Source organism: Kitasatospora aureofaciens (assembly GCF_019192735.1).
In the GTDB taxonomy this organism is placed as follows: Bacteria; Actinomycetota; Actinomycetes; order Streptomycetales; family Streptomycetaceae; genus Kitasatospora; species Kitasatospora aureofaciens_A.
In genome coordinates, this window is the sequence record NZ_JAHTKP010000030.1 from 50,317 (window position 1) to 70,630 (window position 20,314).

The following is a 20,314-nucleotide window of genomic DNA, read 5'->3' on the forward strand; positions in this document are numbered from 1 at the left end:
GCCTGGTCGGCCGGGGGACGGACAACGGCAACGGGCCGGGGCGCCCCCGTGAACGAAGGCCGAGGTCTCGGCGGATGCGCGCGGTGGGGACCGTTCTCCTCCTGGTAGTACTGGCGACGACGGTGGCCACCGGAGCCCGGCGATGGCGGGTGCCCGCCCCCTCCCTGCTGGTGCTCGCCGGACTCGTGGTCGCGCTGATACCCGGCGCGCCCGCGCTGCACATCGCGCCGGAGACGATCGGGCTGATCGTCCTGCCGCCCCTCCTCTACGCCTCCGCCGAGGAGTTGTCGCTGCGCGACCTGCGGGCGGTCTGGCGGCCCGTCACCCTGCTCGCGTTCGGCCTCGTCCTCGTCTCGGCCGCCGCCGTCGGCCTGCTGGCCGCCGTCCTGACGCCGCTGCCGCCCGCGATGGCCTTCGTCCTGGGCGCGGTGCTGGCCAGCACCGACCCGGTCGCGGTCACCGCGCTCGGCCGCCGGCTGGCGCTGCCCGGGCGGGTGCAGGTGCTGGTGCAGGCGGAGAGCCTGTTCAACGACGCCACCTCGCTGGTGCTGTTCCGGGTCGCGGTGACCGTCGCGGTCGCCACCGGGGCGGTCGGCTGGCAGGACGCCGGCGGGCAGTTCCTGCTGCTCGCCGGGGGCGGCTGCGCGATCGGCGCGGCCGTCGCGGGCGGCGTGGCGCTGATCAGACGCCGCACCGCCGACCCGGTGCTGGAGACCGTCACAGCCCTCGTCACCCCGTACGCCGCGTACGTGCTCGCGGAGTCCGCCCACACCTCGGGCGTGACCGCCGTGGTGGTCGCCGGGGTGCTGCTCGGGCGCTCCGGGCACCGGCTGAGCGACGCCCGGATCCGGCTCCAGCTGCACGCCGTCCACGCGGTGGTGGTGTTCCTGCTTGAGAGCGTGGTCTTCAGCATCATCGGCCTCGAACTTCCGAACCTCGTCCGCGAGTTGCCCAGCGGCAGCGGCCTGTGGCCGCTCCAGGCGCTCGCCCTGGCCGCCGTCCTGATCGGGCTGCGCGTGGTGTGGATGCTGCCGCTCTCCGCCGCCGTGAAGCCGACCGGCGGGCGGCCGTCCTGGAAGGTCGCCAGCGTGGTGGCCTGGGCCGGGACACGCGGCGTGATGCCGCTCGCCGCCGCCCTCTCCATCCCGCTCGCCACCGAGGCCGGCGGGCGCCTCGAAGGCCGTCCGCTGATCCTCGTCCTGACCACCGCCGTGGTGGTGTTCACCCTCGTCGTCCAGGGCCTCAGCCTCGCCCCGCTCGTCCAGCGCTCCGGCCTCGCCCTCGAACCCGAGCACACCGCCCGCGAGGAGGCCGGCGCCCGCGCCTCCCTCGCCCGGGCCGGCCTGGCCCACCTCGACCAGCTCGCCGACCTCGAATCCGTCCCCGACCACGTCCTGGACCGCATCCGCCGCGGCCTCGAAGCCCGCCTCCGGCATGCCGACGACCCCGACGACTCCCCCGGCGCCGACGCCCTCGCCGCCTACCGCGACATCCGCCGCGAGGTCATCACCGTCCAGAACGGCGAGCTCCACCGCCTCTACGACGACCACTGCATCAGCGACACCACCCTCCGCCGCCTCCAGCGCGACCTCGACCTCGAAGAGGCGGGCCTCGGCGGTCCGTGACCGCCCGCTCGATCGACCGGACGGCACCGGGCGGCACCGGGCGGCACCGGGCGGCAAAGGACGACATTCCGTCATATCAGCAGCCCCGGGCGCCTACTGCAGTAAAGGTCATTCGGAATTCGTCTCCCCGCCCCCGTATTGACCACGCGTGCACCAAGTCCGAATAATCGGCGCCACCGGGGCACCCCCAGGAACCCTTGTCACGCACATCACATCGGACCCGGGAGCAACATGACCGACCAGACCCAGCAGGCCGAACTCGCCGCGCTCGCCGAGGAGTACTTCGCCGCCGAGAACGCGCACGATCCGTTCGGTGCCACGCTCAGCGGGGTCGCCGGGCACGCCCACGAGGTGCCGGACCCGTCCCGGGAGGCCGCGCTGGCCCACCGCGCGGTGCTCAAGGGCCTCGGGGCGCGGCTCACCGCGATACCCGTCGACGGGCTGGACGTGGACGACCGCGTCACGCACCGCGTGCTCGGCCGGCTGATCGACAACGGCACCGGCCGGATCACCCACGGGCTGGACGACTTCAGCGTCTCGGCGACCATCACGGCGCCGCAGAACGAGGCCTTCCAGTCCCTCGCCATGACCGCCGTCGACCAGGAGGGGGCCGACTCCTACCTGGAGCGGCTGGCCGGCCTGCCCGGGTACTTCGACACCCACCTCCAGCGCCACGTGGACGCCGCCGCCGAAGGACGCCACCCCCTGCGCAGCGGCGTGGACGCGGCCATCGCCCAGCTGGACACCTACCTCGCCGGGAACCTCGCCGACGACCAGCTGCTGCGCCCGCTGCGGGGCCGCCGGGAGGCCGAGCGGGCCAAGACGATCGTGCGCGACGGCGTGCGCCCCGCGGTGGCCCGCTACCGGGCCGGCCTGGCGCAGCGGCTCGCGGCCGGCGCCAGGCCGGACGACCAGGCGGGTGTCTGCCACCTCCCCGGCGGCGCCGAGGGCTACGCGGACGCCGTCGCCCGCTACACCCGGCCCGGGCTGACCCCGGAGGAGATCCACCGGATCGGCCTGGACACGGTGGCGGCGCTGCGCGAGGACTTCGCCGAACTCGGCGGCAAGGTACTCGGCATCGGCAGCCCCGACGGCGTGCTGGCCGCGCTGCGCGAGGACCCGGCGCTGCGGTTCGGCAGCGCCGAGGAGATCGTCGCCCTGGTCGACGACGCGCTGGAGCGCGCCCGCCGCGCCTCGGCCGGCTGGTTCCGTGCCTACCCGATCGCCGACTGCGTGACCCGGGAGATCGACCCCGTCGAAGCGGAGACCGCGCCGCTGGCGTACTACCAGCCGCCGGGCCCGGGCGGCCTGCCCGGCACCCACTGGATCAACACGCTGAACCCGCACACCCGGTTCCGGTACGAGTACGAGGCGATCGCCTTCCACGAGAGCGTGCCGGGCCACCACCTGCAGATCGCCGTCGCGCAGACCCTGCACCACCTGCCGGAGTTCCGGCAGAAGGCGAGCGGGCAGATGACCGCGCACGTCGAGGGCTGGGGCCTGTACACCGAGCGGCTGGCGGACGAGATGGGGCTGTACAGCTCGGACCTGTCCCGCTTCGGCATGCTCTCGATGGACGCGCTGCGGGCCGTCCGGCTGGTGGTGGACACCGGGCTGCACCACTTCGGCTGGTCGCGGGAGCGGGCGATCGCGTTCATGCGGGACAACACGGCCACCACCGAGGCCAACGTCCGCAACGAGATCGACCGGTACATCGCCTGGCCCGGCCAGGCCACCGCGTACCTGATCGGCCGCCGGGAGATCGTCCGCCACCGCGAGCGGGCCCGGGCCGCACTCGGCGAGCGGTTCGACGTCCGGGAGTTCCACCACCAGGTGATCGGGCACGGGAGCCTGCCGCTCGGGGTGCTGGACGAGCTGATCACGGACTGGATCGCCGCGCACTGACGGCGGGTGGGTGGGCGAGGCCGGTGCTCCGGTCCCACCCACCCGCGCCGACGCCTCAGAAGGGCGATGACTCAGAAGCCGAGCACAGGACGCCGCCGTCGGGCGTAATGGAAGGACCGGCCCGGTGAACCGCACCGGAGGTGGGGTTGATCAAGGCCGTGCCGGGTGTCCGGCGGCAGGGAAAGAGCCGTCGGTGAGCGCAGATGAGCGGTGAGCGGCGGCCCGCCGCAGCCGAGCCGGACCGGTCGGAGGAGTTCGGCGAACGCTTGCTGGGGAGGCTGCTGGACCTGGGCCATGAGCTGCCGCCCAGGTTGATCGCCCCGTTGATCGCCGGCGAACTGGACACTACGTGGCGCTGAGGCACCGGTGCCCCGGCCGCCCTGCCGCATCGCCCCACAAGCGGCCGGACCCGCCCGGCAGGAGCAGCGTACCGTGGGGATATCGGGACGGGCCGATCGTCGAAGCGTCCTGAAAGGGACTGCTTCCCACGCGGACTCCCCGGCAGGCAGGAAGGCAAGGCGGTCACATGTCCGTCTACGTGAAACTCTCGACCGAGGCCCGGTCGCCGGCGGAGCCGTCGAAGGGGCCGTTGGACATGCAGTTCCAGGACGGCGCCGACGGCGTCACCTACGAGTACGACCTGCACCCGAGCGGGGCGCTGCGGGTGCTGCGCGTCTACGAGGACACCCCGCATCAGATCGAGGCGTACTTCAGCCCCTCGGCATGGCTCCAGGTGGTGGGCACCTACCTGCGAAGCGGCTCCGAGTACTGACGAGGACCGTCCGGCCTGCTCCGAGCGGGCGGGCCCCGGTCGCCGTGGGCTGCTACGGCCCTTACGGTCTGTCCTGGGGCCGGCTCGTCGTCACAGGAGGCCAGGATGCCGCACTACCGATGGGATCTGGAGACCCAGGACGACGACGGCCGCTGGTCCCGTCAGGACGGTGGCTCCATGCCGAACCCCCTGGAGTACGACGGACCGCCCCAGCGGGCGGCCAACCACCTGCGGGACGTGTTCGTCCGCACGCTCTCCCGGCCCGCTCCCGGCCCCCGGGCGGTCCGGATCCGGGTCTGGGACGGGCCCGAGCCGATCGGCGAACCCCAGGCCGAGACCGAGTGGTCACGCGAGTGACGCACCCGGCTGCGGCCGATCGGGCCGGTGCGGCTCGCCCGTCAGGCCGACACCGGCCAGGAGGCGGCTCGGCTCCGGGCGAGGTCCGCGCGCAGGCCGGCCTCGCCGGGGCCGTCGGCGGGCGCGACGGCCGAGGGCAGGAGGGCGGAGCCTGCAGCACCACCGTCCGACCGTGCGGCGAGCAGTTCACTCGCGGTCCGGGTGTTGGCCGGGTCGGCTCGCCTCGGACATCAGCCGGGCGGCATCGACGGCATCCGTCGCCGGCGGGACGACCAGCAGGTTCAGCCGGCGCGGGGCGTACGAGAACACCGCGATCGTGTGCTCGTCCTGCTCGGTGGTGAACCAGCCCGCATGAACGGTATGTCCGGTGACCGGGATGCGCGGGGGGATGACGGGCCACTGCGCGGGGTTCACGGTGATCCGGGTGATCCGGCCCCACCGCTCGTCGATTTCGGCGGCCAGGGCGGGGAGTTCGAGAAGGAGATAACGCGAGCGGGCCACCAGCTTCGCAGGAAGGCTGAGCCGGTGGTCGGTGAAGGTCGCCGGCAGCCATGGCAGTTGCCGCACTTTCGTGCCGGCTCATACGTCAGAGGCCCCATCGGATCTTCTCCGACAGGGCCTCTGACCTGGGTCGGGGTGGCGGGATCCGAACCCACGACCTCTTCGTCCCGAAGACGGCCGGATCAGCACACCGGGATGAGCACCGTCAGCACGAAGGTGTGCGGGTCCGGGTTGGCGGGGGCCTGGTAGGTGAGCGTCACGGGGATGCTCGTGCCTGGGGTCGCGGCCGGGTCCACCTGGAGCGCGAAGCCGCGGTTGTACTGGGACCAGGTGTTGTTCACGGGATCCGCACAGGTGGCCGTCGTGCCGTCCGCCGAGATCACGCACTTGTTGTAACTGGGCGCGGAATCGAGCCACTTGGAGCCGGGCGGGAGCTGGGCGACGACCTGGCCGCGCCACGGGTAGTCGGTGGACGGGCCGAGGTTGCGCTCCAGCACCTCGAAGTCGGCCGGGTTGCCGGGGCCGGCCGGCTGCGGGGGCCGCCACATCTCCAGCACCGCGTTGGTGACCGGCGCGGAGGTGTCGAAGGACCAGGTGGTGGAGTTGTCGCCGGGGTTCTGCGCCGGGTCCCAGGTGACCACGGCGGTGCCGCCCGGGTAGCTCTTCTGCCCCGGGGTGGTGCTGAGCGTCTTGCCGTAGATCCGCGAGGTCTCGCAGGTGGCCGGCTTGAGGCCCTTCGCGACCGTGAACCGGATCCAGTTCCAGCCGCCGTCCACCGGGCCGGCGCGGTCGGTGGTGAGGGTCAGCCCGGGGTCGCCGGGGCCGTTGACCACGAGGGTCGCCTCGGTCGGCGTCTCGCGGCCGTTGTTGCAGACCGTCACCAGGATCGTCCCGACGGCACCGGGCGCGGTCGGGGAGGACGGCGGGCTGACCTGCACGCTGAGGTCCTTGGCGTACGTCGAACGGTGGGTCGGGCCGGCGGCGGCGTGGGCGGCCTGCGCGGCGGTCAGGGAGAGCGGCAGCAGGGCGGCTGCCGTGAGGAGGGCGGGCATCCGCATGGACGACTCCGGTCGGGGTCCGAGGAGGGCGAACGCTGCCGATCGACGGACGTTCGATCACGAAGCTACGCAGGGTCAGCGGGCCCCGGCCTGCTGGGTTGCTCCGCCCGACGTCAGCTCTGGACCACGACCACGACCACGACCACGACCACGACCACGCCGAAACGATTCCGCGCGCCGGTCGCGGTCCTCCCGCGCCCGGACGTGACGTCACCCCTTTGGACCTATTGACGCGGTAGTGTCCGCAGGCGCGGTATCCGGCATTCCGTCGGCCCGCAGCTTTCGCACACCCATCTGGAGGAACTCGTGCTGGCTCCCGCCCGTGGTGCTCTCGCCATAGCCGCGGCCGTCCTGCTCACCGCAGCCGCCACAGGCTGCTCGTCCGGCGGCGGCCACACCGCCAAGCCGGCTCCCCAAAGCTCCGCCCCGCACGGCTCGGCGGCCCCGCCCGCCGCCGACGCGGCCGGCGCCCACGCGATCCCGGTCGGGACCGGCCCCAAGAGCTCGTACGACGCGCAGCCGCAGCCTGCCGCCGGCTCCTGCAAGTACCGCTACACCGCGGACAAGCAGCCGCTGCCCGACCCGAACTGCACCCCGGGCGCGACCAGCCCGGCGGTCACCCAGGCCAACATCAACGACACCATCTGCAAGCCGGGCGGCTACACCTCGACGATCCGCCCGCCGGCGAACATCACCGGCAAGGAGAAGGCCGAGAACGCCAAGTCCTACGGCTACACCGGCCCGATGGCCGACGCCGAGTACGACCACCTGATCAGCCTCCAGCTCGGCGGCGACCCGAACGACCCGCGCAACCTCTGGGTCCAGCCGCCGTCCCCGGACCACGTCCCGGGCAAGGGGCCGAACAACCCCAAGGACAGCGTCGAGACGCACCTGCACACCGCGATCTGCAAGGGCCAGACCACCCTCGCGGCCGCCCAGCAGGCCATCGTCACCGACTGGACCACCGCCGAGGCCAAGCTGGGCATCAGCAAGGGCAGCGCCGCGCCCACCGCCGCACCCGACGCCGACGGCGACGGCGAGTGAGGCCGCTTCAGCCCCCGGCCCGGTGAGCCACCGCAGCGGCACCCGCCGAACCCGCAGGAGCACGTCACCACCCGGAATCTGAGCGGGTCGTGAGCCGCAGTGAGCTTCCTCACTGCGGCTCACGATCTTTCACCGGTTTCAGCCGGACGAACATGAAGTCGAGGTCCGTCTCCGCCCCGTCCGCCGGGACGGCCGAGTAGCGGTTGTCACGCCAGGTGTTCTCGACCTCCCAGACACCCCAGGGCTGGTGATCCAGGTCCTGGACCGGGTCGTAACCGGGAACGAACACGGTACGGCCGCCGCGGAATTCAGCGGCCGAGCGACTCCACCAGCTCGGCGATGGTGTCGAACGGCCGGTGCTCCGCGAGCTCCGCGCCCAGCGCGCGGGCGCACTCGCGGAAGCGGCCGTCGGCCAGCACCTCGTCGACCGCCCGGGCGACGTCCGCGGGCTCCGGGCGCCCGGTGCGCAGGTCCAGGCCCGCGCCCGACCACTGCACCCGGGCCGCCACCTCCGGCTTGTCCTCGCTCGCGCCCGCGACCACCAGCGGCACGCCGTACCGCAGCGCGGTGTGCACGCCGCCGTAGCCGCCGTTGCTGACCAGTACGTCGGCGTGCGGCAGCAGCAGGTCGAACGGCACGTAACCGGCGGCGCGGACGTTGCCGGGGAGCTCGCCCAGCAGCGCGGTGAGCGCCTCCGGGCCGTCCTTCCGCGCGGTCGCCGCGATCACCAGCACGTCGCGGTCCGCCAGGGCCGTCACGGCGGGGGCGACGAGGTCGCCGAGGTCCGCGTTGGCCAGCGTGCCCTGGGTCACCACGACCACCGGGCGGCTGCCGTCCAGCTCCCGCCACCAGGCCGGCAGCAGGTGCTCGTTGCCGACGACCGACGGCAGCGCGCCGATCATCCGGATCGCGGCCGGGGCGTCGCTCCGCGGGTACTCGAAGCCGGGCACGGTCAGCTGGAGGAACTCGTCCGGGACGGTGACCATCGCGTTGCCACGCGGCCCCTCGGGCAGCTTGACGCCGAGGCCCGCGAACACCTCCTCGGCGTACCGCTGCAACGGCTCGGCGCGCCGGTTCATCTCCTCGTTCAGCGCCCGGTTGCGGGCCCGGCCCGCCTCCCCCGGCAGCGGCGCCAGCGCCAGCCCGAACGGCGCGGTGTCGACGCTCTGGAACACCAGCGGCGCAACCCCGATGCAAACCACCACCGGCCGCTCCTCCCGCGGCCGGCTCAGCGCCAGCGCGAGCGCGCCCTGGAAGAACGCGTCCGCGATCACCGCCTCGGCCGGGAACTCGGCCAGCAGCTTCTCCAGCGCCCCGTACTGGGCCGGGATCGGCTCGGTGAACACGTGCTTGACGTCGAACGCGATCCGCTCGGGCCCCGCCGGCACCTCCGACCGCCCGGGGAACCGGGCGTCGAGGTCGCGGTCGTCGAAGTCCGCCTCGACCGGCAGCGCGACGAACCGCACCCCCGCCTTCTCCGCCGCCCCGGCGAACCGCGCCCCGCCGAGGAACACCACCTCGTGCCCCCGGGCGACGAGATCGGCGGAGATGGCGAGCAGCGGGCCGACGTGACCGTGCGCCGGTACGGCGGCCGTGATGATCCTGGACAGTGGGATCCCCCCTGGTGCGTGACGTGCGTGACGTTCATGACGGTGCATGACGTTCTGTGCGGTCGGGGCACGCCTCGGGACGGCCCCTCGGGCCCACCGTAGGGAAAGGTTGTTGACGATCGGTAAACGCCGGTCGGATCCAGCCACGCCGCCCCTACCGGTCGGCTCAGGAGACCTACGGCTGGCAGGGCTGGCAGTGCGCAAGCGCCCGCCAGACCGCCGTCGTCGGCACGACCGGCGCGGGACTGCGCATGGAGGCCGTCGAGATCGTCGTCTGACACCGGGCCGGCGCCGCCCGCGTGTGCGGAATGCTTGGCAACGGCCCCTGGGCCAGGAGCACAACCGCCCGACGTGAGGCGGCAATCGGAGCCAGGGGCCGCACACGCCGTCCGGACTGCGGGACTCGCGAGTGTCGGTCGACCCCAAGAAGGACGGCACCGGCATCACGATCACCTACGAGCCGTCAAAGGCCACCCGGCTGACCGGCGGCGGCGAGCTGCGGGCGCCCGTAACACCGGCGCCCGCGCCTTTCGTGGCGGTGTCTGCCCCGTCGTTGTCAGGGAACTGGATCGCCAGTCGGGACGTCATTCATGGCGTTCACGGGAATGGACGCCACATTGTCCCAGTTGAAGTGGTACCTGTCCATGGTTGCGGGATTCGGGATGAGTCGCTTCTTCCCGTCAATCATCAGATAGATGGCCGCGTCATTCCCGGGGCGAGCAAGAGTGGCACCATCGATGACCTGCCCTCCAGGTATGTCGTCCAGGAACGTTTCGCTGTAAATTCCCTCATTATCCGGAAACAGATTCTTGTAGGTCGGCGGATTCGCAATCCAACGGAGCTGGCTGTCGATCACCAAGTAGACTGCGTTGGGGTCTTCGCCCGGGGCGTTGCGTCGATAGCGCCGGCCGTTCAGATCGGCAATTTTGACCACAACTCTCCTCCGTGCACAGAGTGTCGACGGGCCCGCCGGGCCCTCTCTTCCATACTCCCACCGACCGACACACGCCGCCGCGGGAGAATCCCGGCGGCCGAGATGTCGTCACTGATCGTGCGCACCGCCCGGGCGGCCGGTATCGCGGCCCCCCTCGGGATTGCTCAACGGTGGGGCGGGCGAGTATCTGCCGCAGTACTGCTTCCCCCGGACCAGCGATGCCGACTGGGTGACCAAGAGTAATCAGGACCGGTCAGCGGCCCAGCACCGCGCCGCCGTTCAGGCCGATGACCTGGCCGGTGAGGTAGCCCGCGGCCGGGGACGCCAGGTAGGCGACGGCCTCGGCCACGTCGGTGGGGGTGCCGGCGCGGCCGACGAGGGTGTCGGCCACCTTCTGGGCGTGGAAGGACTCGGTCCAGCCGTCGCCGAAGATCTCGGTGTCCTCGATGTAGCCGGGGGCGAGGACGTTGACGGTGATGCCGTCGGAACCGAGTTGGCGGGCCAGGCCGAAGGCCCAGCCGTGCAGGGCGGCCTTGGCGGCGGCGTAGGAACCGGCCGAGTGGGGGCCGGCGCCGCCCCGTTGGGCGGCGGCCGAGCTGATGACGACCAGGCGGGACCCGGGGCGGCGCAGGTGGTTCTGGAGGGCGGTGGTGAGGAGGACGGCGGTGAGGAGGTTGCCGTCCAGGTCCTGGCGCCAGGAGTGGGCGAGGGCGGCGAGGGTGTCGTCGGCGGGCGGGGTGACGATGGCGCCGGCGTTGTTCACCAGGACGTCCACCGGGCCGAGTTCGGCGATCCGGGCGGCCGCCGACCCGACCGCCTCGGGGTCGGTCAGGTCCGCCGGAAGCGGGATGATCCGGCCCGGGCCGGTCGTCCGCTCGATCGTGTCCCTGGCTTGTTCGAGGACGGCCGCCCGCCGTCCGAGGATCACCACGCGGTGTCCGTCGGCGGCGAGCCGGGCCGCGATCGCCCGGCCGATGCCGGTGCCGGCGCCGGACACCACCGCGAGTCGTTCCGTCGTCATGCCGTGCCCCCCTTCGGTGCGTCAGTCGAGGTCGGAGTCGTAGTAGTCGCGCATCAGCTCGGTCGACCAGTCGGGCTGGCGGACCTCGCCGCGCGGGCCGAACTCGGCCAGGTACGGCTTGATGTCGAGCACCGGGGTGCCGGCCACCGCGTCGAGGCCGGTGACGTGCAGGTCGAGGCCGTCCACCCGGAGGAGGGTGCAGCGGGAGACGCCGAGGCGGTTGGGGCGGTTCTTGCCGCGCTGGGCGAAGATGCCGACCAGCGGCCAGTCGGTGTTGCCGCGCGGGTGCCGGGCGCCGGTCTCCACCTTGTCGGCGGGGACGCGGTCGAAGTGGTAGACGATCTCCAGGTGGGAGAACGCCTCCAGGCCGTACAGCGCCTCTTCGGTGAACTGCTCGGCGTCCAGGCGGATGATCGCGCTGACGCTCCCCCAGGCGTCGTCGTACACCTCGTCGCGCCCGCCGACCACCTCGGCCACCGGCTTCGACGTCACCTCGTGCGGCGTGTTCGCCATCCTGTGCTCCCCCTTCGGTTCGTGATCACCCGCATCGTAGCGGCGAGAGGTCGGAGGCCATGATGGGGGCTCAGTTCTGCCAATGGGGCGACCGGGGCGCTCGCGGTTCATCTGCTGCTGCCGGTGGGGCTGTTGGCCGCGCTCGCGACCAGCCTGCCTCACTTCGTGTTCTGACGTCCGGTGAGGCGCTCGACCAACGCCAGCAGGTCGGGCGTGCGCAGCACCCGGCCGGCGCGCATCGTCGAGTTGAAGTGGAGGGCAGCGGCGAGCCGTGCTCGACGAGGGCTTCGGCGGCGAGGACGGCCATCTGCGTGTCGTCCGTCGCCTCGCCGCGGTCCCAGCCGCCGCCCGCGGCCATCTCGCCGCCGCTCGGGAAGCGGGCGGAGAAGGCCCCGGCGGGGCCGAACTCGTACGGGGCGCCGAGGGCGTCGCCCACGGCCGAGCCGATGACCGCGCCGGCCGCGCGTTCCTGCCAGTTCATTCGCGCAGGTTATCCGGTGCCTCCGGCCCCTGCGCGGGGTGCTGCAGGATCTCCAGGACGACCGCGCCGTCCACCGTCTCCTGCGCGACGAGCAGAGCGGCCAACTCGTCGAGGTGGTGGCGGTGTTCGCGCAGCAGGCCGACGGCGCGCTGCTCGGCGTGGCGCAGCAGGCGGGCGACGGCCTCGTCGATCGTGCGCTGGGTCTCCTCGGAGTACGGGCGGCGGAGCAGGTCCTCGGGGCTGTCGCCGAGGTAGTGCGGGGAGCCGGAGGAGTAGCCGACCGGGCCGATCTCCGGGGAGAGGCCGAACTCGCGGACCATCCGGGTGGCGACGGAGGTGGCGTTGGCGAGGTCGTTGGCCGCGCCGGTGGAGCCTTCCCCGAAGACGACCAACTCGGCTCCCCTTCCGCCGAGTTGGACGGTGAGCAGATCGGTCAGGTAGGCCTCGCTGTACAGGTGCCGCTCGGCCTCGGGGAGTTGTTCGGTGGCGCCGAGGGAGACGCCGGCCGGGAGGATGGTCACCTTGGCGACGGGGTCGGCGTGCTCGCACAGGGCCGCCATCAGTGCGTGCCCGGATTCGTGGACGGCCACGGCGTGCCGCTCGTCGGGGAGCAGCGCGTTGGAGGACTCGCGGCGGCCGAGCAGGACGCGGTCGCGGGCGGTGTCGAGGTCGTCGGCGGTGAGGGTGGCGCGTTCGTCGCGGACGGCGTTGATGGCGGCCTCGTTGACCAGGTTGGCGAGGTCCGCGCCGGAGAAGCCGGGCGTGCCGCGGGCGATCCGGTCCAGATCCGCGTCGGGGGCGAGGGTCTTGCCGCGGACGTGGACGGCCAGGATCGCGGCCCGTTCGCGCTGGTTGGGCAGCGGGACGGTGACCTGCCGGTCGAAGCGGCCGGGGCGCAGCAGGGCCGGGTCGAGGGCGTCCGGCCGGTTGGTGGCGGCGATGACGATGATGCCGGTGCTCTGGTCGAAGCCGTCCATCTCGGCGAGCAGCTGGTTGAGGGTCTGCTCGCGCTCGTCGTTGCCGCCGATCCTGGAGCCGCCTGCGCGGCGGGCGCCGACGGCGTCGATCTCGTCGATGAAGATGATCGACGGCGCGCGCTTGCGGGCCTCGTCGAAGAGGTCGCGGACCCGGGAGGCCCCGACGCCGACGAACATCTCGACGAAGCCGGAGCCGGTCACGGACAGGAACGGCACCTCGGCCTCCCCGGCGACGGCCCGGGCGAGCAGGGTCTTGCCGGTGCCGGGCGGCCCGACCATGATCACACCGCGCGGCCCCTTGGCCCCGGCGGCGGCGTAGCGGCCGGGGTGGCGCAGGAAGTCGACCACCTCGCTGACCTCCTGTTTCACGCCCTCGTACCCGGCGACATCGGCGAAGCCGGTGGTGGGGCGCTCGGCCTCGATGATCTTCGCGCGGGAGCGGCCGATCGCGCTCAGGCCGCCGGTGACCGAGCGGGCGGCCATCCGGCCGGACCAGAGGAAGAGCCCGCCGAAGAGCAGCAGCGGGAGGAACAGCAGCAGCGTCGACCAGACCGAGCTGCCTCCGCTGCGGCTGGCGGTGACGTCCACGTGCTGGTCGGAGAGGGCATGGCTGAGCTGGGAGGTGTCGAGGGCGGTCGGGATCTGGCTGGTGAAGTGGGTGCCGTCCTTGAGGGCGCCGCTGACGCCCCCGGTGTCGGTCACGTTGACGGTCTGGACCTGGCCGGTGCCGACCCGGTTGAGGAAGTCGGTGTAGCCGTAGCGGGTGCCGGCCGGGCCGGGGCTCTGGACGACCAGGAGGAGGATCAGGGCGAGGAGGGCGCCGAAGGGCAGGAGCCAGCGACGGAGGGTGGAGGGCGGGGGCGCCGGTTTGCCGGGCGGCCGCTGCTGCGGGGACGGCGGGGGGTCCGGCGGGGTGGCCCGGTGGCGGGCGCCGCGCAGGCGGACACGTGCGATCATCTGCGCTCACCACCTCTCCGGAGGCGGACGGGCGAGAGGCGACCGCCGGGGCCTCCGTCTCCATGGTCGGACGCGACGGCCCCGAACGGGAGTCCTGGTCAGCGACCGTCGGCCCGCTCGACGGGTTCCTTCATGGCGTGGCCCCTCCATACGTGCCCCTTCGGCCGAGGGGGCGCCTCAGGTGATCACGCCGGTGGGCAAGGCGCGAGGGCCGACAGTCGACTACACCGAGTACACGGCCAGCCAACTGGTCCTACCGGGTCCGCCCCCACAGGCGTACGACACCCCAGGTGATCGCGCCGGCGAGCAGCGCGCACGGGTAGATGAGCGCGAGCAGCTTGCCCGGCGAGTCCACCGCACCCGGCAACCCGGCCATGGCCCACAGCGCGTCGCGCAGCCCGCCCGTCACCGGGAGGGCGAGGGCTGCCGCCACTGCGGCGGTCCGGGCGGCGCCGGGCCGGTCGCCGGGCCGGTCGCCGGTGGCCGCGATGCGCAGCAGGGCGTTGCTGATCAGGCAGAAGGCGAAGAACCCGCCGGTGTTGACGGAGAGCTCGAGGAACGCGATCCCCGGGCCGGGCCAGCCCTCGCCGACCGCCTGGCCGGTCGCCAGCAGCCCACCGGCCAGCACGCTCAGCGCTGCCGCCGCGCCCGCGATGTGGCGGCGGAGGAAGGCGGTCGCGGCGCGCAGGTCGACGAGCGGCGCGGCGAGCAGCGCGAGGTCGTCGAGCCAGTCGCCACCGGTCCGGCGGGTGTCGGTGGGCGCCGGCTGCCGGAAGGCACGGCGCAGCAGGGTGAGGCAGGCCGCCGCCCCCACACTGAGCGGCAGGAGGGCGGCGATCAGCCAGGGCGTGCGCTCATCCCACAGCTCGCGATCCGCGCACAGGGCCGCAGCAGTCCAGTCGGTGGAGACGGTCGCGGCGACCAGCACCGTGGACAGCCGGGCGGCCCGCAGCAGCTGGTCGACCCGGTAGCCCGGCTGCGGGACGCCGCGCCGGCACAGCAGGGCGCGCACGGCCGTCAGCGCGGCGAGGGCGGGGACGAGGAACAGGGTGAAGGAGACGACGGCGTCGTACGGGTCGCTCTGCCACGGGCTGGCCGCGCGCAGCAGGTGGGCCTGCGAGGTGGCGTAGGCGAAGACCGTGAAGGCGGCGGCCAGGGCGAGGGAGAGGCGCAGGGCAAGGGTCTGGGTGCGGGTCACGGACGGGCTCCCGCAGCCGCGCCCGACCGCGCCGCCGGGGCCGGCAGCCACGGGAGGCTCGGGGTGACGCGGGCCGCCAGCTGTTGCTCGGCCGGGAGGATGCGGCTCAGGGGGCCGGCGAGGTCGGCGGGGGCGTACGCCGTCAGCAGGCCGAGGGCGAGCAGGGCGGCCAGCAGGACGGTCGGGGCTGCGCCGTCCGCCCGTCGGCCCGGGCCCAGGTCCGATGAAGGGCCGGGGCATCGGGTCAAGTCGCCTGGCGGCACGGGGGTTTCGGTGACACGGGTGTCGTTTTCGAGCATGGCGGCATAGTACACACCGCGTAGTACTTGTCACGTAGTATCGTGAGCCTCGGAGATCGTGAACCCCGGAAGCGGAGAGGAGTGAGGACGCATGCAGGCCAACGACGCCCAGACGCTGGTGCTCTGCGCCCTGGCCGACGGGCCGCTGCACGGTTACGCCGTCAATGCGGCGATCGAGCGGCTGGTCGGCGAGCGGCTCGGGCCCGGCAGCCTCTACGGGGCGCTGACCCGGCTGCAGGCCAAGCAGCTGATCGAGCCCGCCGAGTCCACCGACCCGCAGGCGCGCCAGCGGCCCGTCCGGCTGACGCCCAAGGGGCGGCAGGTGCTGGAGGAGGAGCTGCGGTCGATGGCCAAGGTCGCCGCCGCCGGGCTGCGCAGCCTGGGGGTGAACCCGGCATGAGCGGGGCGAACGGGCTGGTACGGCTCTACCCCGCCGCGTTCCGCGAGCGCTGGGGCGCCGACCTGGCGGACGAGATGCGGGCGGCGGGCTGGAAGGCCTGGCCCGGCCTGCTGGCCGGGATCGCGGACATGTGGCTGCACCCCACCGTCTGGCCCGCCGACTCGCGCACCCAGCGGCGGGAGCGGGCGGCGGTGCTGGCACTGGCCGTCGCACTCGCCACCGGCTACGTCGGCAACCTGGCCACGGAGCAGGGCGCCCGCTTCACCACCGCGCCCGGCGGGCAGTGGACCGGCCCGGCCACGACCGCTCTCCTGCTGCTCGGCCTGGCCCTCGTCGCCCCGCGCCCCCGGCTGGACGGTGCCGCATTGCGCGCCCTGTTCGGCACGGCCGTCCGGCGGCTCGCCGCGCCCGTCGCCGCCGGGGCGGGCCTGGTGGCCCTCGCGCACTCCGCCGCCGGGGCCGCCATCGGGGCGAGCGACTGGCGTTACGCCGCGCTCGCCTGCTGGTGGGCGGCCCTGGCCGTCGCCGCGGTGCAGGCCTGCCGGACCGTCGCCGACGCCGGCCGCGCCATGGTCGCCCCGCGCCCCGGCCGCCTGCGCGCAGGCCTGGCGAGCCTGGCCGCCGCCGGTGTGCTCGCCGGCGGGACGCTCCTCGCCACCTGGCCGGACGGGCACCCCGCCGCGGCCCTGGCGGGCGGGGCCGGCCTGGTGCTTCTCACGTGGCCGGCCTCCGCTGCGCTCAAGGACCTCAAGGAGACGCAGAACTCACGATCGATCAGCTAGAGCTGATGCCCTGTCAGGAGAAGTCGAGCGAACCCGTCCGGGTGCGCTTCAGCTCGAAGAACTTCGGGTAGCCGGCCAGCAGCCGGACCCCCTCGAAGATCTTCACCGCGTCCTCGCCGCGCGGGATCGCGCTCAGCACCGGCCCGAAGAAGGCCACCCCGTCCACGTGGATGGTCGGCGTGCCGACCTCCTCGCCGACCGGGTCCATGCCCTCGTGGTGGCTCTTGCGCAGCGCGATGTCGTACGCCGTGCTGTCGGCCGCGTCGGCCAGGTCCTCCGGCAGGCCGGCCTCGGCGAGCGCCTCCCGGATGACGGTCGCGTCGGCGGGGCGGTCCTGGTCGTGCAGGCGGGTGCCGAGGGCGGTGTACAGGTCGCGCAGGACGTGCTCGCCGTGCCGTTCGGCGGCGGCGATGCAGACCCGGACCGGGCCCCAGCCGGTGGTCATCAGGCGCTGGTAGCGCTCGGGCAGGTCCTCGCGGCCCTCGTTGAGGACGGACAGGCTCATCACCCGGAAGGTGAGGTCGAGTTCGCGCTGCCGCTCGACCTCCAGGATCCAGCGGGAGGTGATCCAGGCGAACGGGCAGATGGGATCGAAGTAGAAATCGACTTTGGTGGTCACCCCGGTGAGCCTAGCGGCCGAGTGGACCGCTCCCCAGGGCCAATTCACTCCCACCACAGTGGGCCACTCCGCCCACTCCGCCCACTCCGGCCGCTCTCAGGTCGCCGGCCTGCTGCACACCGTGCCGTCGGCCGGGACCTTCCCGTCGAGCAGGTAGGAGTCCACCGTCTGCTTCAGGCACGGGTTGCCGGTGTTGTACCCGCCGTGGCCCTCGCCCTGGAGCGTCACCGTGACGCCGACGCCCGCGCCGAGTTGCTGCGCCATCGCCCGCGCGCCCTCGACCGGGGTGGCCGGGTCGCCGGTGGTGCCGACCACCAGGATCGGGGCGGCGCCCGGGGCGGCCACGTCCGGGTGGTCGGTCCTGCCCGGCACCGGCCAGCCGGTGCAGTTCGTCAGGCCCCAGGCGGTGAACGCGCCGAACACCGGCGAGGCGGTGCGGAACTGCGGCAGCTGCTGCTCCACGTCCTGGTCCGAGTAGCGCTGCTTGGCGTCCACGCAACTGATGGCCCGGTTGGCCGCGTTGAGGTTGTTGTAGTGCCCGTTCGGGCCGCGCCCGAGGAGGCTGTCGGCGAGCTGGAGCAGCACCGTGCCGCTCCCCTGCCGCATCGCCTCGGCCAGCCCGGCGGCCAGCGCCGGCCAGGTCTCCTGGCTGTACAGCGCGCCCGCGATGCCGGTGACGGCCAGGCTCCCGGTGAGCTGCCGGTCGCTGCTGGTGGGCAGCGGCGTCTTCTCCACCTTCTGCAGCAACTCGGTGATCCGCGCCGTGCCCTGGGCGCCGCCGCTGCCGGTCGGGCAGTCCGAGACCTGGGTGGAGCAGGCCTTCATGAAGTCCTCCAGCGCGAGCTGGAAGCCCTTCGCCTGGCCGAGCGAGTTCTGCAGCGGGTCCTTCGTCGGGTCGACCACCGAGTCCAGCACGAGGCGGCCGACCTGCTGCGGGAACAAGTGCGCGTAAACACCGCCGAGTTCGGTGCCGTAGCTGATACCGAAGTAGTACAGGTGCTGGTCACCGAGTGCCTGGCGCATGAGGTCCATGTCGCGGGCGGCGCTCTCGGTGTCGACGAAGGGCAGCACCGGGCCGGAGTTGTGCTCGCAGGCGGCGTTGAACTGCGCGGTGGTCTCGTCCAGTTCCTTGACGGCGGCCGGGTTCTCGGGGGTGTTGCCGATGGCGTTGGAGGCGTCCATCGCCTTGTCGTCCAGGCACTTCACCCCGGCGCTGGCGCCGACCCCGCGCGGGTCGAAGCTCACCAGGTCGTAGCGGGTGTTGAGGGAGGTGTACGCGGCGGCCAGGGCGGGCAGCGTGGCGACGCCGGAGCCGCCGGGGCCGCCGAAGTTGAACAGCAGTGAGCCGATCCGGTGCTGCTCGTCCTTGGCCCGGGACCGGATCAGCGCGAGGTCGATGGTGCCGTCGGACGGCTTGGCGTAGTCCAGCGGCGCCTTCAGCGTCGCGCACTGCCAGTCCCCGGCGGGGGCCGTGCCGCCGCCCTGGGCGGCGTTGGGAGCGGGGCAGGCCTGCCAGTCGAGGTGCGCGAAGGTGAGGGATCCGGTGGCGGACGCCGTCGCCGCCGAGGTCGGCGCGGGTTCGGCGGCCGACGTGGTCCCGCCCTGGCAGCCGGCCGAGGAGGCGAGGAGCAGCGCGGTCAGGCCGAGCGCGCCGGCACCGCGGACGACGGTGTGCATGGGGACTCCACTTCTCGAAGACCTCTCGAAGACCTCGCGACTTCTCGAAAGACCACGCGAAGGCCTGGCGGACGGCCGCGTACTCCGGGCGCACGCCAGGGCAGCGCACGCGCCCGCGCTCGTTCCGCCCACCCTAGGGGCGCCCCACGCCGCACGCCCGCCGGACACCGCCGTCAGAGGGCGCGCGGCGCCCGCCCTGCCACCGGCCGTCGGAGTGAGTGCATCTGTCTGAGTGAGTGCCACTGCGGCCCGGCACCACGCGGGTGCCGGGCCGTCAGGCAGTGAGGCTTACTTGGGCATCTCGTTCCAGAGCTGGTCGGCGCTCTTGCCGGTGAGCTGGACCCAGATCTGGTCGCTGTAGTTCGTGGTGTTCAGCAGGTGCGCCAGGTCGGGCTGGTTGTAGGCCTTCGAGACGTAGTCGATGAACCGGGCGGTGACCTGGTAGCTGCTGTCGTACCTGGCGTCCGGGCCGAAGTGCTGGGCGCCGGTGCCCGGCTGGAAGTTGTAGTCGCGCACCCAGTCCGCCAGGCCCTCGCCCAGCCAGACCGGGCGGCTGGTCGGGTTGTTCCAGACCGCGACGTGCACGGCCTCGTGGACGAGGAAGCCGGTGTCGTTCTTGTTGCCCCGGGTGTAGCCGATGTTGACGTGGATCTCGTTGGCGCCGTTCTGGTACGTGGTGTAGGCGGGGTTCTGGGTCAGGGTCGGGTCGAAGATGATCCGGAAGTAGGTGGGGGCGGGGAACGCTCCCTTGGTGATCAGGCCGGAGATCGTCGGGTAGTAGTCCGCGACGGTCTGCTTCTGCTGCTCCAGCCACGGACCCAGGTCCGGGGCCTGCGAGTAGTCCAGGTCGATGGTCGGGCGGTTGACGGTCGGCGGGGTGGTGCCGTTGTTCCGGTCGAGGTTCCAGGACTGCGCCGGGTCCCCGGCGTTGCAGGCGGCCACCTTGGTGTTCAGGTCCGCGCCGCGGGTGAGGCAGAGGTTGTTGTCGGAGACGCTGTGCAGCAGCCAGGCCCGGCCGTTGCCCATCGAGGTGTTCTCCAGCCGCCACTTCTGGTTGTCCGCGCCGATGTAGTTCCAGGCGCCGACGGTGTTCCTGTTCCGGTCGCGGTCGACCGCGTTGTTGGTGCCGGGCACCTTGACCGACCAGGTGCCGTTGCCCTCGTCCCTGACCGTCCAGGCCTGCTGGGCGGAGGACTGGTTCCAGTCGCGGATCACCACGTTGGAGCCGTTGTTCCGGCTGTCCCACTGGAGGGCGCCGCCCGCGTAACTGGAGATTCGGTAGTCGGCGCCGCTGGACGGCAGCGGCTCGGTCGCCGCACTGGCGGTCCCGGCGCCGAAGGCCATCCCGGACACGACGGTCGCGGCGGACAGGACTGCGGCGGCGGCCGCACGACGGGTGATCATCTCGAAGCTCTCCTCTCGGCGACTCCCCCTGGAGCCGGCCGAGGGACATGCCACCGGGCGGCGGTGTACGCGGTGTCGACGGACCGTCAACGGGGACGTTGACGATCCGTTGGCTTCCAGGGCTTCGGTGCCCACGTCAAGTCAGCGTTTATTCGCAGGTGAGAGGGCCGGCGGACGTGA

Annotated in this window: 21 protein-coding genes and 2 pseudogenes; 9 read left to right on the plus strand and 14 right to left on the minus strand. The window is 72.9% G+C overall.

Annotated features, from left to right (window positions below; translation table 11 throughout):
- Positions 1–74: 74 nt before the first annotated feature.
- The 5 genes and pseudogenes from KV557_RS25585 to KV557_RS25600 all read left to right on the plus strand — a co-directional run bounded on the left by KV557_RS25585 (position 75) and on the right by KV557_RS25600 (position 4,659).
- Positions 75–1,625, plus strand: a complete 1,551-nt coding sequence (locus tag KV557_RS25585) for a Na+/H+ antiporter (RefSeq protein ID WP_218203829.1) — start codon at positions 75–77, stop codon at positions 1,623–1,625.
- 231 nt (positions 1,626–1,856) lie between these two features.
- Positions 1,857–3,530: a DUF885 domain-containing protein gene (locus tag KV557_RS25590; protein ID WP_218203830.1), complete on the plus strand. Its 1,674-nt coding sequence runs from the start codon at positions 1,857–1,859 to the stop codon at positions 3,528–3,530.
- A gap of 203 nt (positions 3,531–3,733) precedes the next feature.
- Positions 3,734–3,871: pseudogene (locus tag KV557_RS42975) on the plus strand (serine/threonine-protein phosphatase); the annotation flags it as partial.
- Positions 3,872–4,056: 185 nt separating this feature from the next.
- The gene (locus KV557_RS25595) at positions 4,057–4,302 is read left to right on the plus strand and encodes a hypothetical protein (protein WP_218203831.1); all 246 of its coding nucleotides are present in this window, start codon (positions 4,057–4,059) and stop codon (positions 4,300–4,302) included.
- Positions 4,303–4,407: 105 nt separating this feature from the next.
- Complete coding sequence (locus tag KV557_RS25600) at positions 4,408–4,659, plus strand: hypothetical protein (RefSeq protein WP_218203832.1); 252 nt, start codon at positions 4,408–4,410, stop codon at positions 4,657–4,659.
- Between the two features lie 186 nt (positions 4,660–4,845).
- On the opposite strand, the gene KV557_RS25605 is transcribed toward KV557_RS25600, so the two are convergent.
- Positions 4,846–5,226: a DUF5994 family protein gene (locus tag KV557_RS25605; protein ID WP_218203833.1), complete on the minus strand. Its 381-nt coding sequence runs from the start codon at positions 5,224–5,226 to the stop codon at positions 4,846–4,848.
- A 116-nt stretch (positions 5,227–5,342) separates the two neighbouring features.
- The gene (locus KV557_RS25610) at positions 5,343–6,218 is read right to left on the minus strand and encodes a hypothetical protein (RefSeq protein WP_218203834.1); all 876 of its coding nucleotides are present in this window, start codon (positions 6,216–6,218) and stop codon (positions 5,343–5,345) included.
- Positions 6,219–6,524: 306 nt separating this feature from the next.
- Here KV557_RS25610 and KV557_RS25615 point away from each other — a divergent pair, with 306 nt between their 5' ends.
- A complete protein-coding gene (locus KV557_RS25615; protein ID WP_308130068.1) occupies positions 6,525–7,262 on the plus strand; it encodes a hypothetical protein in 738 nt (245 codons plus the stop codon).
- 109 nt (positions 7,263–7,371) lie between these two features.
- On the opposite strand, the gene KV557_RS25620 is transcribed toward KV557_RS25615, so the two are convergent.
- Together KV557_RS25620 and KV557_RS25625 are read right to left on the minus strand one after the other, a co-directional pair.
- A complete protein-coding gene (locus KV557_RS25620; protein WP_218203835.1) occupies positions 7,372–7,551 on the minus strand; it encodes a hypothetical protein in 180 nt (59 codons plus the stop codon).
- Positions 7,552–7,570: 19 nt separating this feature from the next.
- A complete protein-coding gene (locus tag KV557_RS25625; protein ID WP_218203836.1) occupies positions 7,571–8,920 on the minus strand; it encodes a glycosyltransferase in 1,350 nt (449 codons plus the stop codon).
- Positions 8,921–9,009: 89 nt separating this feature from the next.
- Here KV557_RS25625 and KV557_RS44930 point away from each other — a divergent pair, with 89 nt between their 5' ends.
- Entirely contained in the window at positions 9,010–9,150 is a 141-nt protein-coding gene (locus KV557_RS44930) for a hypothetical protein (protein ID WP_218203868.1), read from the plus strand.
- Between the two features lie 278 nt (positions 9,151–9,428).
- Here KV557_RS44930 and KV557_RS25635 read toward each other — a convergent pair whose 3' ends face one another.
- The 7 genes and pseudogenes from KV557_RS25635 to KV557_RS25665 all read right to left on the minus strand — a co-directional run bounded on the left by KV557_RS25635 (position 9,429) and on the right by KV557_RS25665 (position 15,252).
- On the minus strand, positions 9,429–9,806 hold the full coding sequence (locus KV557_RS25635; RefSeq protein WP_218203837.1) for a hypothetical protein: 378 nt from the start codon (positions 9,804–9,806) through the stop codon (positions 9,429–9,431).
- Between the two features lie 253 nt (positions 9,807–10,059).
- Complete coding sequence (locus KV557_RS25640) at positions 10,060–10,827, minus strand: SDR family NAD(P)-dependent oxidoreductase (protein WP_218203838.1); 768 nt, start codon at positions 10,825–10,827, stop codon at positions 10,060–10,062.
- Between the two features lie 21 nt (positions 10,828–10,848).
- Positions 10,849–11,340, minus strand: coding sequence for an SAM-dependent methyltransferase (locus tag KV557_RS25645; protein WP_218203839.1), 492 nt, complete (start codon positions 11,338–11,340; stop codon positions 10,849–10,851).
- Between the two features lie 157 nt (positions 11,341–11,497).
- Positions 11,498–11,821: pseudogene (locus KV557_RS42980) on the minus strand (ADP-ribosylglycohydrolase family protein); the annotation flags it as partial.
- Positions 11,818–13,755, minus strand: a complete 1,938-nt coding sequence (ftsH, locus tag KV557_RS25655; protein WP_218203840.1) for an ATP-dependent zinc metalloprotease FtsH — start codon at positions 13,753–13,755, stop codon at positions 11,818–11,820. The gene ftsH and the pseudogene KV557_RS42980, both read right to left, overlap by 4 nt.
- Positions 13,756–14,008: 253 nt before the next feature.
- Positions 14,009–14,953 carry a hypothetical protein gene (locus tag KV557_RS25660; protein ID WP_218203841.1) on the minus strand — a complete coding sequence of 315 codons (945 nt, stop codon included), beginning with the start codon at positions 14,951–14,953 and terminating at the stop codon, positions 14,009–14,011.
- The gene (locus KV557_RS25665; protein WP_218203842.1) at positions 14,950–15,252 is read right to left on the minus strand and encodes a hypothetical protein; all 303 of its coding nucleotides are present in this window, start codon (positions 15,250–15,252) and stop codon (positions 14,950–14,952) included. The genes KV557_RS25660 and KV557_RS25665 overlap by 4 nt, the downstream gene beginning before the upstream one ends.
- A 91-nt stretch (positions 15,253–15,343) precedes the next feature.
- On the opposite strand from KV557_RS25665, the gene KV557_RS25670 reads away from it, so the two are divergent.
- Together KV557_RS25670 and KV557_RS25675 are read left to right on the plus strand one after the other, a co-directional pair.
- On the plus strand, positions 15,344–15,652 hold the full coding sequence (locus tag KV557_RS25670) for a PadR family transcriptional regulator (RefSeq protein WP_218203843.1): 309 nt from the start codon (positions 15,344–15,346) through the stop codon (positions 15,650–15,652).
- On the plus strand, positions 15,649–16,434 hold the full coding sequence (locus tag KV557_RS25675) for a hypothetical protein (RefSeq protein ID WP_218203844.1): 786 nt from the start codon (positions 15,649–15,651) through the stop codon (positions 16,432–16,434). Before KV557_RS25670 ends, KV557_RS25675 begins: the two co-directional genes overlap by 4 nt.
- A 13-nt stretch (positions 16,435–16,447) precedes the next feature.
- On the opposite strand, the gene KV557_RS25680 is transcribed toward KV557_RS25675, so the two are convergent.
- The 3 genes from KV557_RS25680 to KV557_RS25690 form a co-directional block, all read right to left on the minus strand.
- Complete coding sequence (locus KV557_RS25680; RefSeq protein ID WP_218203845.1) at positions 16,448–17,053, minus strand: mycothiol-dependent nitroreductase Rv2466c family protein; 606 nt, start codon at positions 17,051–17,053, stop codon at positions 16,448–16,450.
- Positions 17,054–17,149: 96 nt separating this feature from the next.
- Positions 17,150–18,730, minus strand: coding sequence for an alpha/beta hydrolase (locus KV557_RS25685; RefSeq protein WP_218203846.1), 1,581 nt, complete (start codon positions 18,728–18,730; stop codon positions 17,150–17,152).
- Between the two features lie 288 nt (positions 18,731–19,018).
- A complete protein-coding gene (locus KV557_RS25690; protein ID WP_218203847.1) occupies positions 19,019–20,134 on the minus strand; it encodes a basic secretory protein-like protein in 1,116 nt (371 codons plus the stop codon).
- Positions 20,135–20,314: the final 180 nt, after the last annotated feature.

Coding starts and splice junctions, on each gene's coding strand:
- KV557_RS25610 (WP_218203834.1), bottom strand. CDS start 6,218: ATGCGGATGCCCGCCCTCCTCACGGCAGCCGCCCTGCTGCCGCTCTCC.
- KV557_RS25585 (WP_218203829.1), top strand. CDS start 75: ATGCGCGCGGTGGGGACCGTTCTCCTCCTGGTAGTACTGGCGACGACG.
- KV557_RS25600 (WP_218203832.1), top strand. CDS start 4,408: ATGCCGCACTACCGATGGGATCTGGAGACCCAGGACGACGACGGCCGC.
- KV557_RS25690 (WP_218203847.1), bottom strand. CDS start 20,134: ATGATCACCCGTCGTGCGGCCGCCGCCGCAGTCCTGTCCGCCGCGACC.
- KV557_RS25685 (WP_218203846.1), bottom strand. CDS start 18,730: ATGCACACCGTCGTCCGCGGTGCCGGCGCGCTCGGCCTGACCGCGCTG.
- KV557_RS25670 (WP_218203843.1), top strand. CDS start 15,344: ATGCAGGCCAACGACGCCCAGACGCTGGTGCTCTGCGCCCTGGCCGAC.
- KV557_RS25675 (WP_218203844.1), top strand. CDS start 15,649: ATGAGCGGGGCGAACGGGCTGGTACGGCTCTACCCCGCCGCGTTCCGC.
- KV557_RS25625 (WP_218203836.1), bottom strand. CDS start 8,920: ATGCACCGTCATGAACGTCACGCACGTCACGCACCAGGGGGGATCCCA.
- ftsH (WP_218203840.1), bottom strand. CDS start 13,755: ATGATCGCACGTGTCCGCCTGCGCGGCGCCCGCCACCGGGCCACCCCG.
- KV557_RS25640 (WP_218203838.1), bottom strand. CDS start 10,827: ATGACGACGGAACGACTCGCGGTGGTGTCCGGCGCCGGCACCGGCATC.
- KV557_RS25595 (WP_218203831.1), top strand. CDS start 4,057: ATGTCCGTCTACGTGAAACTCTCGACCGAGGCCCGGTCGCCGGCGGAG.
- KV557_RS25590 (WP_218203830.1), top strand. CDS start 1,857: ATGACCGACCAGACCCAGCAGGCCGAACTCGCCGCGCTCGCCGAGGAG.
- KV557_RS25665 (WP_218203842.1), bottom strand. CDS start 15,252: ATGCTCGAAAACGACACCCGTGTCACCGAAACCCCCGTGCCGCCAGGC.
- KV557_RS25645 (WP_218203839.1), bottom strand. CDS start 11,340: ATGGCGAACACGCCGCACGAGGTGACGTCGAAGCCGGTGGCCGAGGTG.